This window comes from Clostridium oryzae, assembly GCF_002029235.1.
GTDB lineage: Bacteria > Bacillota > Clostridia > Clostridiales > Clostridiaceae > Clostridium_AE > Clostridium_AE oryzae.
Map to the genome: position 1 here is coordinate 131,640 of NZ_MZGV01000001.1, position 18,990 is coordinate 150,629.

Genomic DNA, 18,990 nt, shown 5'->3' on the forward strand with positions numbered 1-18,990 from the left:
TCCCAATCTGTTATCTGAATAGTCTTTTTGTTGACTTAAGAAAATTAGTATTTAAGAAATTTAATGTAAAGAATTATTGGGTGGTGTTTGTATGAAAAAAAGAATTAGTGAATATATGATGATAACTCTAGGTGTATTTTTGGTAGCTTTTAGTATAGAATATTTTATGGCTCCTAATAATATAGCTGCTGGAGGAGTAACTGGTATTGCTATTATTTTAAATAGTATTGAGCCTAAATTATCTATAGGGTTAATAACTCTTGTTCTTAATATTTTGCTTTTCATTTTAGCTTTTGTGGCTATTGATGGTAAATTTGGAGCTAAAACCATATATGCAAGCTTGTCACTTTCGGGTATACTTTGGGTCATGGATGCTTTTGCAAAGCCCAAAGCTGGAATTACCAGTGATTTGATGTTGGCAGCAATATTTGGTACGCTGATTTCTGCAATAGGAATGGCAATAGTATTCAATATGAATGCATCTACCGGTGGTACTGATATTTTAGCAAAGATGATCAACAAGTTCTTTAATGTTGATATTGGTAAATCCCTTTTAATTGTAGATTTTTTAATAACCATATTTAGTATTGCTGTATTTGGTGTGGAAGCAGGTCTGTATGCACTTCTTACAGTTATAATAAGTGGTTTTATAGTTGATTATGCTATAGATGGTTTTAACGTTTGTAAGCAGGTTATAATTATAACTCAGAAGGAAGCTGAAATTTCAGAGTTTATTATAAAAGAGCTGGATAGAAGTTTTACAAGGCTTTATGGAAAAGGAGGCTATAAATCTTCGGAGGCTTGTATAATTTATACTATACTAAGCCGTAAGGAGTATATTGAACTTAGAAATTATATAAAGCAGGTAGATAAGAGAGCTTTTGTTGCTGTTAATGATTCTCATGAAGTATTGGGTGAAGGATTTAAAGATTTGCAAGAGATCTAAATATTTTTTAAGTTTATGATATGTTAAAAAAATAGAAACATACAAAACTTTAGGATATGCTATAATAGTATAAAAAGGCTTAAAAATTTACATTATAGTGTAGAAAGGGCTGAAAAAATGATAGAATTTATAAACGTAAATAAAACATATGATAATAAGCATTTTGCTTTGAATGACGTGAACATAGCCATAGAAAGAGGAGAGTTTGTGTTCCTCGTAGGGCCGAGTGGAGCAGGAAAATCTACTTTTATAAAATTGCTATTAAAGGAAATAGAGCCTTCATCTGGCACTATTAAGCTGAATGATATTGTAGTCAATGACATAAGAAGAAAAGAGATACCATTTTATAGAAGAAAAATAGGTATGGTATATCAGGATTTTAGACTAATTCCTACGTTAAATGTGTATGAAAATGTCGCTTTTGCGTTAAGAGTTATAGAGTCAGCACCAAGAGAAATTAGAAAGAAGGTACCTATGGCACTTTCACTAGTGGGGCTTTCAAGTAAATTTAAGCATTTTCCCAATGAATTATCAGGCGGTGAGCAGCAGAGAGTATCTATAGCTAGAGCCATAGTTAATTCGCCGTCAATCATAATTGCGGACGAGCCTACTGGAAATCTTGATCCTGAGACTGCTAGGGATATAATGTCCACATTAGAAGACATAAATAAGTCAGGAACAACGATACTTATGGCAACTCATGCAAAGGATATAGTTGATAGCATGAAAAAGAGAGTTGTCGCTATAGAAAAAGGACAAATTATGAGAGACGAGGAAAGGGGAAAATACGGATATGAAGATTAGTACTGTAAATTATTTTATCGTAGATGCATTTAAGAGCTTTAAGAGAAACTTAACTATCAGCATAGCTTCTATAGCTACTGTAGCAGTAACACTTTTCGTATTTGGAGTATTTCTTCTGCTAATACAAAATGCGAACCTATTGATGGGAAATATTCAATCTCAAGTAGAAATAAAAGTTTTCCTTACTAAGAACGTTGATTCTGCTACTCAGCAGAATATTGAAGATACTCTTAATGCTACAGAAGGAGTAAAATCTGTAACCTTTGAAAGCAAGGAGCAGGCACTTGAAAATTTCAAAAAGACTTTAGGAAAAGATAGTGATATTTTAAATGGTTACAATTCTAATAACAATCCTATACCAGCTTCTTATAAAGTAGGACTTAAGGATCCTAAATATGCATCAAAAGTGGCCGATAGTATAAAAAAGGTTAAAGGTGTGGATACCGTTGCCAATGACAGAAACTTGGTAAAAACTATAATAAAAATATCTAAAGCTGTAAAATGGGTCGGTGTAGGAATTTTTATACTGCTATTAGGAGTTTCTTTATTTCTTATCGTAAATACTATAAGGCTTACAGTGTATTCCAGAAGGCGAGAAGTTGGAATAATGAAGTTTGTTGGAGCAACAGATTGGTTTATTAGGTGGCCTTTTATTATTGAAGGTATGATTATTGGAATTATCGGTGCTGTAGTTTCAGATATAGTTTTGTTCTTTGGATATAAAGTACTTTATCAAAACGTAAAAAGTTTCATGTTTACAATGCCTCTTGTACAGCCGAGCTACGTGTTAAATCCTATTTCCTTTCTATTCCTTGTAACAGGAGCGATAATTGGAGGAATAGGAAGTATTATAGCTTTAAGAAAATTCTTAGCAGTTTAATTTTGTGGTTAGGCCATGGTTATTCACAAGTCAGGAGGAGTAATGAAAAGAAAAATATTTGCAATCTTTACATTATTGTTGATCTGTGTTTTTTCGGTTGATGCATATGCTGATACTAATATAAAAAAAGCTAACAATCAGCTGAATGATGTGAAAAACTCCATAAACAATAAAAAGGGAAAAGTTAAAGAAATTGGAGAGCATCAACAACAGGTGAAGGATGAGCTCAATACTCTGGAGCAAAATATAAGAAAGACTTCTGGTGAAATTTCTGGCATTAATATAAAGATAGATTCTGTAAGCAGCAGTATGGTTAAATTAGCTAAGGATATATCTTTGAAGAAGAAAAATATAACTAAGCAGCAGAAGCTTTTAGATAAGAGAATAGGAACATTATATAAAGCAGGCAGTTTTGGTTATCTTACGATATTGTTTGGTGCGAAGGATATATCTGATTTATTACAGAAGGCAATATATTTGAGTAAGATAGTAAATATAGACAAGCAACTTATACGTTCATTAAACAGCGATAAGGCTGATCTTGAAAAGGATAAAAAGCAGCTGGCTGGCAGAAAAAAAGAATTATTTGCTATGAAATCTCTTGCCAATAAAAAGATGGATCAGCTCAACAGCCAAAGTGATGAAAAGCAAAAGTTGATGGACAAGCTATCTAAGGATAAGAAAGAGTATGTAAAACAGATTGAAGAAGATGAACAGGCTGCTAAGGAGTTAACGGGCAAGATTAAATCTATGAAAGCTATGATACTTGCAGCAAAGAGAGAAGCAGAAAGAAAAAGGGCTGAAGCAGCTAAGAGGGCTGCTGAAGCAAAAAAAACTAAGCAGACTAAAAATAATCAGAGTAATGGTGGTGATTCTGATTCATCACCAAATCAATCAGGAAATTTTTATTGTGTTACTGGAAGACCGTATAGTATAACTTCTAGTTATGGTTATAGAATTCATCCTATAACAAATAAAAGGACTTTTCATGCAGGTATAGACATAGGTGTTCCTATGAATACACCTATATATGCTTTAGCTGATGGTATTGTTACTTATGCAGCATGGATGAATGGGTATGGAAATGTTGTTATGATAGCACACGGAAACATAATAAGTGTTTACGGTCATAATTCATCACTGTCAGTTTCTACTGGACAGCATGTAAAGGGTGGACAGCTTATTAGTCATTCAGGCAGCACAGGTAATTCTACAGGGCCGCACCTTCATTTTGAAATAAGAGATAATAATGGAAATACGATTAATCCAGTTTCATATTATGTACATTAGATTTTTTTATTATATTTGTAGATAAAAAAAACTTATAGTGTTAAAATTAAATATAATTATTCAAATATTATATAGGGCGGCTAATAGCGGCCCTATATGTTTAGTTAATTACGGTATATTAGATTGGGACGTATCACGTTTAAATAAAAACTATAGTTATTTTTTAAAAAATAGCATACAATATTAAGAGCGAAGCAAATTAATTGGGAATTAGAAATTAAAATTAGGAATGAAGGTAAAAATTCTGCTGTGCAGAATTACATCCTACCTATTTAACTCACAATTTATTTGTATTCTGGAACTAATCAGTGATATGGCAGGAAAGATGGGAGTGTAGTAAATGGACATTAAAGAGCATAAGGAAGTAGAGATGGAAAAAGACCATTTCAATGACGATGACAGAGGAAACTTTATAAGGAAAAGTAAAAGAAATAAAATAGTAATCGTGGTTATAATTTTATTGATTTCGAATATAGCCTCGTTGTATTTGGGTGCGTACGCTTCGATTCCATTAGGCAATAAAGTTATAGTTTCAAAGAAGGATTATCAGAAATTGAAGCGTGTTGAAGGTATTATGGCTTCAAACAGTGATTTATATAAAACCTTTAATGAGTATCCAGATGTGCTTAAATTCAAGCAGTTATTTCAAATAAATGATATATTACATAAATACTATTATAAGAATATTGATGAGGATAAACTTGTTGAAGGAGCAATCAAGGGCATGGCAGCTTCATTAAAAGATCCTTATACTGTTTATATGAATACTAAAGAGTTTAAAGACTTTTCTACTGAGACAGGAGGAACATATGTAGGTGTAGGCTTACAGGTAGCAGCTAAAAACAATAAGATAACAGTTATCTCAATTTTTGATGGCTCACCGGCTCAAAAAGCAGGAATAAAAGCTGGAGATGTAATTACAGCTGTTAACGGAACAACTGTCACTGGAAATGAATTAGAAAAAGCTGTAACCATGATGAAGGGTAAAAAAGGAAAACAGATAACATTGACTATAGATAGAAAAGGAAAAGGTAAAGTTACTGTTAAGGTTGTTGCAGCTAAAGTACAGATAACTACTGTAAAAGGAAGAATGGTATCCAAGAATATAGGACTTATAGAACTTAGCATGTTCGATGAAAATTCAGATGAGCAGTTTATTGCTAAAGCTAAAGAACTTAAAGCTAAAGGAATGAAAGGTATTATACTTGATTTGAGAGAAAATCCAGGTGGAAGATTGGATACATGCGTAAATATAGTTTCTCAATTTATCGATAAAGGAAAGCTTATAGTTTCTACAAAAGATAAGAATGGAACTGAAGAGAGGGATACAGCGGTAAAAGGGCAACTGCTTAAAGGAATGCCAATGGTAGCATTAATTGATGGCAATTCTGCCAGTGCTTCAGAAATTACATCTGGAGTTATAAGAGATTACAAAGTAGGTACCCTTATAGGAACAAGAACTTTCGGAAAAGGAGTAGTTCAAATAGTACTTCAAACACCAGGCAGCACAGCACTTAAGGTAACAATTTCAAAATACTATACTCCGAGCGGTGAAAATATCGATAAGATAGGAATAAAACCTAATATAACAATACAATATCCTAAGGAATTTAAGGCAGAAGATCTTAATACTGATAAAGATCCTCAGTTTAAGAAAGCTATACAAGTGATAAATGATAAGCTTAAGTAGTACTTTATGACGTAGGATTAAGGGGGATTATATTTTAATGAACTTAGGAGTATATACACTTAAAACGATAGCGTATGCTATTGTAAATAACCCATATTCACTGGTATTGATAATTTTGGCAGTAACTTTATATTTTAAAAATAGAGGAGTTACTGCCATGCAGAAGGCAGTTGTTGGACAAAGCCTTCAATCGACGTTGGAACTTACTCTGTCTCAGCTTGTAATCGGAATATTCGGCGGAGCATTGGCAAGTGTAATGATATCTTATATGGGGATTATGTTTAATGAAAAATCGGGAATAGAACTTCTTTTTTTAGTTTCTTTATTGTTGATTTTGGTTAAACCAAGATTTGTATGTTTTTCCTATTCAGGAGCTGTTATAGGAATAATTAGTTTAGTTAGTCATGATGTATATAGGATTATATATGGTAAAGCTCTGATTAGCAGCTTTAATATAAATATAGTTGCTCTTATGTCTTTAGTAGGAATTCTCCATATTGTTGAGGGTCTTATGGTCATGCTCGATGGATATAGGGGAGCAATACCTGTTTTTACAAATAACAATGGTAGAATATCAGGAGGGTTTGCTGTCAAGCGATACTGGCCTATGCCTATCATAATAATGCTTTTCATGGCAGCAAAAAGCAGCGGGCCTTCTTTTAATATAAATTTACCGGACTGGTGGCCGTTAATAAATACAGGTTACAGTGCTAAAGCTTTGGCATATGGGACTTTGGCTATGATGCCTATGTATGCCATAATAGGATATAGTTCTGTTACGTTTACTATGTCAAAAAGCAGAAAGGCTCTAAGTTCTGGCTTATGCATATTATCCTACGGAATTGTATTAACTTTGATAGCTCAATTAGCACCTTTAGGATTGGTTTTTAAATTTATTGTAGTTATTTTGGCACCTGTATTGCATGAGCTAATGCTGAATATTCAAAGCAGAATTGAGTTTAGAAGAGAGCCTAGGTACGTAAATGATGATGAAGGAATTATTGTTCTTGATGTTGTTCCTGATTCAGTGGCTGATAAAGTTGGTATAAGAACAGGGGATAAGCTTCTTAGAATAAATGGAAGAGAGATAATTAATGAACTTGATATAATTGAGGGAGTAAAAGAAACTATAGATACCGTGATGCTTACAGTAAGAAAAGCGAATGGTGATAAAAAGGACCTTGAGTACAGTGCTTTCTCGCCGCAGCAAAGGCTAGGAGTAATATTTGTACCTAAGACTATATCTCAGCAGAGCAAGGTCGTAGGCTATGAAGAGAATAACTTTAAAGAGATGCTAGATAAGCTTAAGGATGATAAGAAGGACGATGACAAGTGAGTAGGTTGCTTGTCATCGTCCTTTTTATAGGTGCAAAATCCATAAGTGTTCCGGCAATTCATGATCTTTGTATCTAGAATTTAAGCTTAGCTTATGTATCACAAAAATGTTGTTACTGCATAATTCCCAATATATTACAATACTTTGCCTTTGTGTTTCTTATCTGTATTGAATAACCTGCTTGTTTATAGGATAGAATTAATTATACATAGTGTAGTGAAAGAATTAAATATATTGCGAACTAAATGCGCTAGACGGAATAGTTTAGAGAAAGTGCATTAAATAGGTGTGAGAGTAAAGAGTAAAGAGAAAAGAGTAAAGTGAAGGTTAAAATTCAGCTGAGCTGAATTTTGATCGTATAGAGACTCTTAATTATTTAGATAATTTTTTTGTAATACTAGGTATAGTCTTAGTTTTTAGAAAGTTATTTGCCGGTAATCAGATTTAAATTCTCAGAAATTCTGCACAGCAGAATTTCTTCCTTCACTTTTCACTTTTCTCTTACCTATTTAAAGCATACTCTAACTGCTAAATATTATCTTCATTTAATTCACTTTCTTGGTTCGTAATATAATTAAAAAGCGAACTTATATTCGTAAAACTATTTACATTTAAAAATTATTAGGTATAATAAAGTTCATAGGTTATTTTTAGTCTCTAGTAATTTATATGGGATTGACAATCAGAGATAACTTTTAATTTTATAATAATATATTACTTTCAATATTTTAAAAATGCATAGAGCTGGTTTAAGGGGTGAGTGACTGGCAGAGGCATTTTCAGCAGACAGAGGTCACTTACCCCTCATTATATATTTTTGGAGTGATTATATGGGTGAATTTAGAATAAAATCCAAATTTAAGCCTACGGGAGATCAACCTCAAGCTATTGACAGTATAGTAAATTCTATAGAAAGCGGAAGCAAAGCTCAGGTACTACTTGGCGTAACTGGTTCAGGAAAAACTTTTACAATGGCAAACATAATAGAGAGAGTTCAGAAGCCAACTCTTGTTTTAGCACATAATAAAACCTTAGCGGCTCAATTGTGTTCGGAATTTAGAGAATTTTTTCCGGATAGTGCTGTGGAGTATTTCGTGTCTTACTATGATTATTATCAGCCAGAGGCATACGTACCTCAAACTGATACATATATAGAAAAGGATGCATCGATAAATGAAGAGATAGAGAGACTTAGACACTCAGCCACATCTGCGCTTTTTGAGAGAAGAGATGTGATAATAGTGGCTTCAGTATCCTGCATATACGGACTTGGTAATCCAGAAGAATACAAAAAGCTTACGCTGTCATTAAGAGAGGGTATGACTAAAGATAGAGACGAAATAATTAAGAAGCTAGTTGAAATACAATATGAAAGAAATGAAATAGATTTTCACAGAGGAACGTTTAGGGTTCGTGGAGATGTTCTTGACATAGTTCCTGCAGCAAATAATGAAAAAGGAATAAGAATTGAATTCTTTGGCGATGAAATTGAGAGAATTAGAGAATTTGATATTTTAACAGGTGAGATATTTAGTGAACTAAAGCATGTTTCCATCTTCCCTGCTTCTCACTTTGCTACGTCTCAGGAAAGATTAGAGATAGCCATAAAAAAGATAGAAGAAGAACTTGAGGATAGAGTAAAGGAGCTTACTTCCGAGGATAAGATATTAGAGGCTCAAAGGTTAAAACAAAGAACGAATTTTGATATAGAGATGATGAGAGAAGTTGGTTATTGCAGCGGTATTGAGAACTATTCTAGAATACTCGATGGACGAGAGCCTAATACATCACCGCAGACATTGCTTGATTATTTTCCTGACGATTTCCTTATGTTCATAGATGAAAGTCATGTTACGCTTCCGCAGGTAAGAGCTATGTATGCTGGTGACAGATCAAGAAAAGAAACTCTAGTTAACTATGGATTTAGATTACCATCAGCTTTCGATAATAGACCATTGAAGTTTCCGGAATTTGAGAAGAAGATTAACCAAATAGTGTTTGTTAGTGCTACACCTGCTGCTTATGAACTTGATCATGCTCAGAATGTGGCTGAACAGATAATAAGACCTACAGGATTGCTGGATCCTGAAATAGTAATAAAACCTATTAAGGGACAAATAGATGATTTATATGAAAATATAAAAGAAGTTACAGCAAGAGGATTCAGAGTACTGGTAACTACCCTTACAAAGAGAATGGCTGAGGATTTAACAAAATATCTGAAGGAATTGAACGTGAAAACAACGTATTTACATTCAGACATAAGTACCATAGAGAGAATGAAGATTATTAGAGATTTGAGAAAGGGCGAGTACGATGTACTTGTTGGAATAAATCTACTGCGAGAAGGACTTGATATACCGGAGGTAGCACTTGTAGCTATTCTGGATGCTGATAAGGAAGGTTTTTTGCGATCGGAAACATCTTTGATTCAGACGATAGGAAGAGCAGCTAGAAATAGTGAGAGTAAAGTAATAATGTATGCCGACCAGGTTACTAAATCTATGAAATACGCTATAGATGAAACTAATAGAAGAAGAGCCATACAGATGGAGTACAATAAACAACATAATATTACACCTAAAACAGTAATTAAGGATATAAGAGAGATTCTTGAAATTTCTAAAGTTTCAGAGGAAAGTGCGAAATATGACACTATGGAGGAGGCATTGGCTGGAACTAAAGAAAATATCACGAAAACTATTGAAAAGCTTGAAATGGAGATGCGGGCAGCAGCTAAGGATCTGCAGTTTGAAAGAGCTGCTCAACTTAGAGATGATGTAGCAGTACTAAGGAAAAAACTTAAGACTGTGTAAAGTTAATAAGGATTATATGCAGGAATAATCAACTGAATAAATTAGAAATTAAGAATGAAGAATTAGGAATGAAGATGAAAATTTAGTTTTGCTGAATTTTGTATTCATCATTTTTGATTATTAATTAATAAGGAACTGAGGTTTTAAATATGAGAGAAACAATAAAAATCAAGGGTGCAAGAGTAAACAACTTAAAAAATGTTAATTTGGAGATACCTAGAGATAAGTTGATAGTATTTACAGGTTTATCAGGTTCAGGAAAGTCTTCTTTGGCTTTTGATACGCTTTATGCGGAAGGGCAAAGAAGATATATAGAATCACTTTCTTCCTATGCAAGACAATTTCTTGGCCAAATGGATAAACCAGATGTGGATTACATTGAAGGATTATCGCCTTCAATATCTATTGACCAGAAGACTACCAGTAGAAATCCACGTTCTACCGTTGGTACTGTTACTGAGATATTTGATTATTTAAGACTTTTATATGCAAGAATAGGAATTCCTCATTGTCCAAAATGCGGCAGGGAAATAAAGCAGCAGTCCGTGGATCAGATGGTAGATAAAATAATGCTGCTGCCTGAAAGAACAAAAATTCAGGTGATTGCTCCAGTAATAAGAGGCAGAAAAGGAGAACATGAAAAGGTACTAGACAGTATAAAGAAGAACGGATTCGTTAGAGCAAGAATTGACGGCGAGATGTATGATCTTACAGAAGACACTATAGAATTGCAGAAGACAAAGAAACATACTATAGAAGCTGTAATAGACAGAATAGTAATCAAAAAAGATATACACGGAAGACTTTCAGATTCAATTGAAACAGCATTAAAACTAGCAGATGGGTTAGTTATAATAAACGTTATAGATGGAGAAGATATTCTATTCAGTGAGAAATTATCCTGCCCGGATTGCGGTATAAGTATGGAAGAATTAGCACCTAGATTATTTTCATTTAATACACCTTTTGGTAAATGTGACTGCTGTGATGGTTTGGGAACACTTATGGAAATTGATGAAAATTTGGTGGTACCTGATAGAAGCAAGAGTATTATGGAAGGAGCCATAGCCTATTGGAGAGAAGGAAGGCTTAAGGATGATTCTTGGACATTCAGCGTGCTTAAGGCATTAAGTGAAAAGTATAAGTTTGATTTAAATACACCATTTAATAAATTACCTGATAAAATTGTTAATATTATTTTGTATGGTACTAATGGCGAGAAAATAAAAGTAAAATATAATAAGGAATTTTCAACTGGTGAATTCAACCATAGCTTTGAAGGCGTTATAAATGAAATGAAGAGAAGATATATGGAGACTGGATCGGATTACATTAAAACTGAAATTGAGCAGTTTATGAGCAATAATCCTTGTCCGAAATGTAAGGGAGCAAGATTGAGGCCGGAAGCATTGGCTGTTACAGTAGGAGATAAGAACATACACCAGTTCTGTCAAATGTCAATTAGAGATGAATTGAATTTTATTAATGGACTTGAACTTTCAGAAAAAAATAAGCTTATAAGTGCACAGATAGTAAAAGAGATTAACAGCCGATTAAGCTTTCTAGTGGATGTAGGATTAGATTATTTAAATCTTTCTAGAAGTGCAGGAACCTTGTCAGGAGGAGAATCACAAAGAATTAGATTAGCAACCCAGATAGGTTCAAGTTTAGTAGGTGTTTTATATATACTTGATGAACCAAGTATAGGATTGCATCAGAGAGATAATGATAAACTTATTGCTACATTAAAGCATTTAAGAGATATAGGAAATACCCTTGTAGTTGTTGAACATGATGAGGATACTATGAAGGCTGCTGATTATATTGTAGATATTGGGCCTGGAGCAGGTGAACACGGCGGCGAAGTAGTAGCAGCTGGTACTTTGAAGGACATAGAAAATTGTAAGGAATCTATAACAGGACAATATTTGACTGGTGCAAAATCTATAGAGCTGCCTAAAGAGAGAAGAAAATGCCATGGAAAATGGATAAAGGTGAAAGGCGCTAAAGAGAATAACCTTAAAAATATTAATGTGAACTTTCCTATGGGAGTGTTCACAGCAGTAACTGGTGTTTCTGGTTCTGGTAAGAGCACACTGGTTAATGAAATTCTTTATAAGGGCTTATATAAACTCTTAGGTAATGCCAGAGTATATCCAGGAGCCTATAAGGAAATAATAGGTTATGAAAATATAGATAAGATAATAGATATAAATCAAAGTCCTATAGGAAGGACGCCAAGATCCAACCCTGCAACCTATACTGGCGTATTTGATATAATAAGAGAGACTTTTGCCAGCACTGCTGAAGCTAAAATGAGAGGATATAAATCAGGAAGATTTAGTTTTAACGTAAAAGGCGGAAGATGCGAAGCTTGTAGCGGTGATGGAATAATAAGAATTGAAATGCAGTTTCTTTCTGATGTCTATGTACCTTGCGAAGTATGTAAAGGAAAAAGATATAACAGAGAAACATTAGAGGTTAAATACAAGAACAAGAATATTGCAGAAGTACTTGATATGACTGTTGAAGAGGCTCTTAGCTTCTTTGAAAATATACCTAGGATTAAAAATAAAATGCAGACGCTTTATGATGTAGGGCTTGGATATATTAGACTTGGTCAACCTTCTACACAACTGTCTGGAGGAGAGGCTCAGAGAATTAAGCTAGCATATGAACTTTCTAAAAAGTCAACGGGAAATACTCTTTATATACTAGATGAGCCAACTACAGGACTTCATGTGGATGATGTAAGCAGACTTGTGGATATATTACAGAGACTTGTGGATATGGGAAATACAGTAGTAGTAATCGAGCATAATCTAGACGTAATTAAATGTGCGGATTATATAATAGATTTAGGACCGGAAGGCGGGGACAATGGTGGTACAATCATTGCAGAAGGCACGCCGGAGCAAATTTGCAAGAAAGAACAGTCATATACAGGACAATACCTCAAAAAAATGTTATAATCAATATGTATTTTAAACTAGCATTTTATAATGCTAGTTTTTAAGAATGATTTTGGCAGGTGATAAGATGGATTTAACAAAGATGTTAACACCCATATTTAGTATTGTATTTATCATTATAGTGTATTTTATTATTATTACTGCATTAAAAATAATGAATAGTGATGTTAAAAATGGGGATAAGAAAAAAATATTAAAAAAATCACTTGGACTTGAGGTTATGTCTACCAGTGAAGGTTCCAATGTAAAGAAAGGAAGTATTGTTCCTATTGGAGGAGTTGTTACAATAGGAAGACATGAAGATAATTCTGTGATCTTGAAGGATCCTTATGTTTCGGGTTATCATGCTAAGATATTTGTAAAAAATAAAGATTGTTACGTTGAAGACATGGGAAGTACAAATGGTACTTTTCTAAATGAAGAAAAGGTAAAAACTAAAACCGTATTGGAAATAGGGGATGAGATATCTATAGGAAATACGCTGTTAAAGGTTATAGGGTAAAGGTTGTGATATTATGAGAACAAGAAGAGGTGAATTTAAGCTCTTAATGCTTACTTACCTTCTTACAATTGCTGTGTTTGGAAATTTGGCAATTTTAAAACAGCCCATTGATACTGGGGCGATAATTATGGGTGCCATAATATTTGTATTGGTTACCTATGCTTATTTTATAATTAGAAAATTTTTTCCTGATGGAGATAAATTTATATTGCAGTTTGCTGCAATTTTTTCAGTAATTGGCATAGCCATGATATATAGGTTAAAACCAGCATATGCTATAAGGCAGGTAATTTGGTTTACTATAGGTGTTACTATGTTTGTACTCATAATAGTAATACTGCCGAATATAAAATCATTTGTTAAATATAAACGCATATATATGATTATAACGCTTATATTTATGGCAATGGCTACTTTTATTGGAAGAGATGTTTACGGTGCTAAGAACTGGGTGTTTATAGGAGGCTTTGGCTTTCAGCCATCAGAGATTGGAAAACTATTTTTTGTAGCATATTTAGCTGCGGCATTAAAGGATTATAAGGATTTTAAAAATCTTATTGAGCCTGCATTAGTTGTTATGGCTACATTAGGTTTTATGGTGCTTCAAAGAGATTTAGGCTCTGCCCTTTTATTTTTTGGCATATCTATTACGATGCTCTATATTGCTACGTCAAAAGCAAAATATATAGTAGTGTGCATTATTCTTTTTGCAATAGGTGCATTTGTGAGTTATAAACTTTTTGGGCATGTTAGGGTTAGAGTTGATATATGGCTGAATCCATGGGAGGATCCGACGAAAAAAGGCTTCCAATTAGTTCAATCTCTGATTGCTATAGCTTCAGGGGGATTTTTAGGTACTGGTCTAGGAATGGGACATCCAGGCTTTGTTCCAGTAGCTGATAGTGATTTTATATTTGCTGCTATTTGTGAGGAATTTGGAGTATTTGTAGGTTTTGGCATAATGATTTTCTACTTCCTGTTATTTTATAGGTGTATGAGAATATCATTATTTGTAGAGGATAAATTTACTCAGCTTTTAGTAGTTGGTTATAGTGCAATGATTGCAACACAGGCACTTGTTATTATTGGAGGTGTAGTAGGGGCTATACCGCTTACTGGTATAACTTTGCCGTTGATAAGTAAGGGAGGAAGTTCTATGTTTTCAATATTCTTCGCCTTAGGAATATTACAAAAGGCTTCTGAAGGTGAATGATTAAGGAGAGGATAACATGGGAGATTTATCTAAAAATATAAAGAAAGTTTTGATAGTCTATTTGATGCTTTTTATATGCTTAATTTCATATTTTACTTACTTCGTTGTAGCAAAGGGACCAGGTATAGCTAAGAGTACATATAATAAGCGATTGTGGGCTAAGAGAAACGAAGTGCTTAGAGGAACTATATACGATAGAAAAATGAATGCATTAACTAAAAGTAAAAAGATAAGCACATTAAATCAGAAAAGAGAATATACTGGAGGAGCTGTATTTGCTCATGCATTAGGATATGTAGATCCTGTTTATGGTATTACAGGATTGGAAAATAAATATGATTCTCAGCTTATGGCAGATAATAGTTTAAATTTTGTTCAGCTGTGGAAGAATAAGGGGAAAAACAGAAAGAAAGTTGGAAATAGTTTAAAGACTACGCTGGATTCTAAAATACAGAAAACAGCTTATAATTTACTGGGGAATAGAAAAGGTGCGGTAGTGGTTCTTAATCCATCCACTGGAGAGATACTAGCTATGGTTTCCAAACCTTCCTTCAATCCTAACGACTTAAAAAAAACCTGGAAATCAATAAATACTAATCCTCACAGACCGCTTCTCAACAGGGCTGTTTCAGGTTTATATCCGCCTGGATCTTCATTTAAAATAATAACAACAGCTTCTTCGCTTGAAAATATAAGCGGAATTGAGCAAAGAACTATTAATGATACAGGAAAACTAGTGTTAAATAGAAAGTATTCATTGAGAAATTTCGGAGGGCATGCTTACGGGGTTTTAAATATAGATAGAGCTTTTACTAAGTCCAGCAATGTGTTTTTCGGTCAGATGGCTCTAGAGTTGGGTAATGATAAATTAAGAGCTACGGCAGAAAAATTTATGTTTAATAAAGATATTACAGGTAATGGAATTGTTATAGATAAAAGCAGATTTCCCGAACTTAAGAGTTATGAAAAAGGTAATATAGCACAAAGCGGAATAGGTCAGGCAAGTGTGTTAGCTACTCCTATGGAAATGGCAATGGTAACTTCAGCTATTGCTAATGAAGGAGTTATGATGCAGCCTCGTATTGTAGATCAGATATTAACTTACGATGGGAAACCACTTTCATCTGTAGAAAATAAAGAACTTACTACAGCTGTTTCAACTGATATTGCAGATAAGATTAAAGGCTATATGCGAAATGTTGTAACTTCAGGTACAGGAAGAGCAGCTGCAGTGCAGGGAATAGAAGTTGCCGGGAAAACAGGTACAGCTGATCATGGTAAAAAAGGAACTACACCTCATTCCTGGTTTGTTGGTTTTGCACCTTACAATAAACCTACAGTGGCTTTGGCGGTTCTTGTAGAAGATGGAGGACAGGGAGGAATAGCAGCAGCACAGGTTGCCTCAGGTGTATTTAAAGCAGCATTGAAGTAGTAAACATAAAAGGAGAGAAATTTCAATGTTTGATTTTGAATATCAATTAAAGATACTCCCCGATAGACCTGGAGTATACATTATGAAGAACAGCCTTGGAGAAGTTATATACGTAGGTAAGGCTAAAATACTGAAAAATCGTGTAAGACAATATTTTCAGCATAATGTTAATCATACTACAAAAGTTAAAGCTATGATTAAGAATATAGCTGAATTTGAATATATAGTTACAGATTCTGAAAAGGAAGCACTGATTCTGGAGTGTAATCTGATAAAGAAGTATCGTCCAAGGTATAACATCCTTTTGAAGGATGATAAACATTATCCTTTTATTAAAATCACAACAAATGAAGAATTTCCAAGAGCGTTTGTTACAAGAAATTATGTTAAGGATGGAAATAAATATTTTGGACCATACCCGGATGCATCTAGTGTCCACGAGACTTTAGATACAATTAAAATGATATTTCCGCTTAGAAATTGCAAGAAGAACATCAGTGAGAATTCTCCTAAGTTCAGGGCATGTCTCAATTATCATATTGGACTTTGTAAAGCGCCATGTGAACATCTTATCAGCCGTAAAGAGTATTCTGAAATTGTGCAGGATGTTATTAATTTACTTTCTGGCAGTGATACTAAGGTTGTGAAAGTTATGGAAAAATCAATGCTGGAAGCTTCTGAAAATTTAGAGTTTGAAAAGGCAGCAGCGTTTAGAGATAAAATAAATGCTCTTAAGAAAATACGTGAAAAGCAAAAGATTATAATTGGAAATTTTGAAGATGAAGATTATATAGATCTATATAGTGATGACAAAGATACTTGTGTTCAGGTTTTCTTTTTAAGACAGGGAAAGATAGTTGGAAGAGAACATTATATGTTGGAGGATACTGCTGAGGAAAGAGTTGAGTCTGTCATATCACAATTTATAAAAGAGTTTTACGGCGGTACTCCGTTTTTTCCTGCACATATATATGTTCCTGAAGTTGAGGATAGTGATTTATTAGAAGAGTGGCTATCTGCCAGAAAAGGCAGTAAGGTAGATATAAAAGTACCTAAAAGAGGAGAAAAGAAATCACTTTTAGATATGGTGAAGAATAATGCAAAAATTACTCTTGAACAATTCAAAACAAAGCTGATAAAAGATAAGCAGATGAATGAAACGGCAATACGTCAATTATCAGAGGTGCTAGAGCTTGATGATGTGCCACATAGAATAGAATCTTATGATATTTCTAATATACAGGGATTCGATTCTGTTGGAAGTATGGTGGTATTTGAAGAAGGCAAACCTAAGAATAGTGATTACAGAAGGTTTAAAATAAAAACTGTTCAAGGCGCAAATGATTATGATAGTATGAGAGAAATATTAGATAGAAGATTTAGTCATGGTATTGAGGAGATTAAAAGTATTCAGCAGAGGAACTTACAGTACAGTATGGGAAAATTTTGTATTTTTCCTGATGTAATATTAATGGACGGTGGAAGAGGACAAGTTAATATAGCTCTTCAGGTACTTGAAAAATACGGTATAAATATTCCTGTATGCGGAATGGTTAAAGACGATAAGCATAATACTAGAGGACTTATATATAATAATGAGGAATTGCCGATATCAAGCAATTCTGAAGTTATGAAGCTTATAACTAGAATTCAAGATGAAGTGCATAGATTTGCAATATCCTATCATAGAACTTTAAGAGATAAAAGGGTGCTTCATTCATTGTTGGATGAAATACCTGGTATAGGAGAGAAAAGAAGGAAAGAATTGCTTAAAAAATTTGGATCCGTCAATAATATTAAAGATGCTACATTTGAGGAATTGACTGAGACACCATCTATAGATAGAAAAGCGGCAGAAAGTATAATAAATTTTTTTACTTCTAGCAAGTCATAGGCAGCAATTAAGGAAAAATCTTTATTCTTGATTGCTCATATGCTGCAAAAAATGCAGGTTATATTGAATTATACGCTACAAAATTGAACTTTTATGCTATACTACATAAGGGGGAAGTATAAATTATATATTTTAGAACTTTAGGTTAGGGGAAAGTTTATGAACGTATTTTTAAAATTTATACCAGATATTGTATCTTTAGCAGGTAAAGACAATGTTTTTGTAGATGAAAAAATGAGTAATCATACATCTTTTAAGGTTGGCGGACCTGTAGATATACTGGTTACACCAGAAAGCAAGGAAATTGTAAGAGAACTTATAAACTTCTTTAAAGAGAAAAAAATTCCTTTCTACGTCATGGGTAATGGTTCAAACATGCTTGTGAAAGACGGCGGAATAAGAGGAGCTATAATTAAATTAGTTAAACTGAATAACATAACTTTGGAAAAGAACAAAGTAATTGCAGAAAGTGGCGCACTATTAAGCGATGTATCTGATTTTGCTATGAATAGCAATCTGACTGGTTTTGAATTTGCTTGTGGTATCCCTGGATGTGTAGGGGGAGCAGTAGCGATGAATGCCGGTGCATATATAGGTGAAATAAGGGATATCATAGAAAGTGCATTAGTTGTGGATACAGAGGGAAGTTGCAGGAGAATATATAAAGATGATCTTGAACTAAGCTATAGAAACAGCATAATACTTAAGAACAATTATACTGTTTTAGAAGCAGTTTTCGAATTGAAAGACGGAATATATGAAGAGATAAAAAGTACCGTAGAAGATTTTCAGCGTCGAAGAAGAGAAAAGCAGCCATTAGAGTATCCTTCAGCTGGCAGTACTTTTAAAAGGCCGGAAGGGCATTATGCCGGAAAATTGATTCAGGATGCAGGTATGCAGGGAAAAGCAGTAGGCGGCGCTCAAGTTTCGAACAAACATTCAGGTTTCATTATTAATAAGAATAATGCTACTGCAGACGACATACTCAATCTTATAGAACTTGTTCAAAAGAATGTTTTGGAAATGTTTCAGGTCAAGCTAAAACCTGAGGTTAGAATAATGGGACAAGAAAAAAGAGAAAAGAGAAAAGAGTAAAGAGAAAAATTATGGAGAGAATTCAGCTTGGCTGAATTCTTTTTTATAAGAAGAAAAGCTTCCCATTTGGGAAGTTTTTCTTCTGAAATTCGGCACGGCCGAATTTCTACCTTAACTTTT

13 protein-coding genes are annotated in these 18,990 nt (G+C 33.7%); all 13 read left to right on the forward strand.

The window, feature by feature from the left end:
• Positions 1-91: 91 nt before the first annotated feature.
• The 13 genes from CLORY_RS00515 (at position 92) to murB (ending at position 18,870) form a co-directional block, all read left to right on the forward strand.
• Entirely contained in the window at positions 92-946 is an 855-nt protein-coding gene (locus CLORY_RS00515; protein WP_079421625.1) for a YitT family protein, read from the forward strand.
• A gap of 117 nt (positions 947-1,063) precedes the next feature.
• Complete coding sequence (gene ftsE, locus CLORY_RS00520; protein ID WP_079421626.1) at positions 1,064-1,750, forward strand: cell division ATP-binding protein FtsE; 687 nt, start codon at positions 1,064-1,066, stop codon at positions 1,748-1,750.
• On the forward strand, positions 1,740-2,630 hold the full coding sequence (gene ftsX, locus CLORY_RS00525) for a permease-like cell division protein FtsX (RefSeq protein ID WP_079421627.1): 891 nt from the start codon (positions 1,740-1,742) through the stop codon (positions 2,628-2,630). Before ftsE ends, ftsX begins: the two co-directional genes overlap by 11 nt.
• Positions 2,631-2,672: 42 nt before the next feature.
• Positions 2,673-3,920 (forward strand): murein hydrolase activator EnvC family protein, encoded by a 1,248-nt coding sequence (locus tag CLORY_RS00530; RefSeq protein ID WP_169911482.1) that lies wholly within the window; start codon positions 2,673-2,675, stop codon positions 3,918-3,920.
• A 340-nt stretch (positions 3,921-4,260) separates the two neighbouring features.
• Complete coding sequence (locus CLORY_RS00535) at positions 4,261-5,610, forward strand: S41 family peptidase (protein ID WP_242954276.1); 1,350 nt, start codon at positions 4,261-4,263, stop codon at positions 5,608-5,610.
• A 37-nt stretch (positions 5,611-5,647) separates the two neighbouring features.
• Positions 5,648-6,946, forward strand: a complete 1,299-nt coding sequence (locus tag CLORY_RS00540; RefSeq protein WP_079421629.1) for a PDZ domain-containing protein — start codon at positions 5,648-5,650, stop codon at positions 6,944-6,946.
• Positions 6,947-7,776: 830 nt separating this feature from the next.
• Positions 7,777-9,762: an excinuclease ABC subunit UvrB gene (uvrB, locus tag CLORY_RS00545; protein WP_079421630.1), complete on the forward strand. Its 1,986-nt coding sequence runs from the start codon at positions 7,777-7,779 to the stop codon at positions 9,760-9,762.
• Positions 9,763-9,911: 149 nt separating this feature from the next.
• Positions 9,912-12,734, forward strand: coding sequence for an excinuclease ABC subunit UvrA (gene uvrA, locus CLORY_RS00550; protein WP_079421631.1), 2,823 nt, complete (start codon positions 9,912-9,914; stop codon positions 12,732-12,734).
• A 67-nt stretch (positions 12,735-12,801) separates the two neighbouring features.
• Complete coding sequence (locus CLORY_RS00555; protein WP_079421632.1) at positions 12,802-13,236, forward strand: FHA domain-containing protein; 435 nt, start codon at positions 12,802-12,804, stop codon at positions 13,234-13,236.
• A 13-nt stretch (positions 13,237-13,249) separates the two neighbouring features.
• Positions 13,250-14,449, forward strand: coding sequence for an FtsW/RodA/SpoVE family cell cycle protein (locus tag CLORY_RS00560; RefSeq protein ID WP_079421633.1), 1,200 nt, complete (start codon positions 13,250-13,252; stop codon positions 14,447-14,449).
• 16 nt (positions 14,450-14,465) lie between these two features.
• On the forward strand, positions 14,466-15,881 hold the full coding sequence (locus tag CLORY_RS00565; protein ID WP_079421634.1) for a peptidoglycan D,D-transpeptidase FtsI family protein: 1,416 nt from the start codon (positions 14,466-14,468) through the stop codon (positions 15,879-15,881).
• A 25-nt stretch (positions 15,882-15,906) separates the two neighbouring features.
• On the forward strand, positions 15,907-17,775 hold the full coding sequence (uvrC, locus tag CLORY_RS00570; protein WP_079421635.1) for an excinuclease ABC subunit UvrC: 1,869 nt from the start codon (positions 15,907-15,909) through the stop codon (positions 17,773-17,775).
• Between the two features lie 159 nt (positions 17,776-17,934).
• Entirely contained in the window at positions 17,935-18,870 is a 936-nt protein-coding gene (gene murB, locus CLORY_RS00575) for a UDP-N-acetylmuramate dehydrogenase (protein ID WP_079421636.1), read from the forward strand.
• The last annotated feature ends 120 nt before the right edge of the window (positions 18,871-18,990 follow it).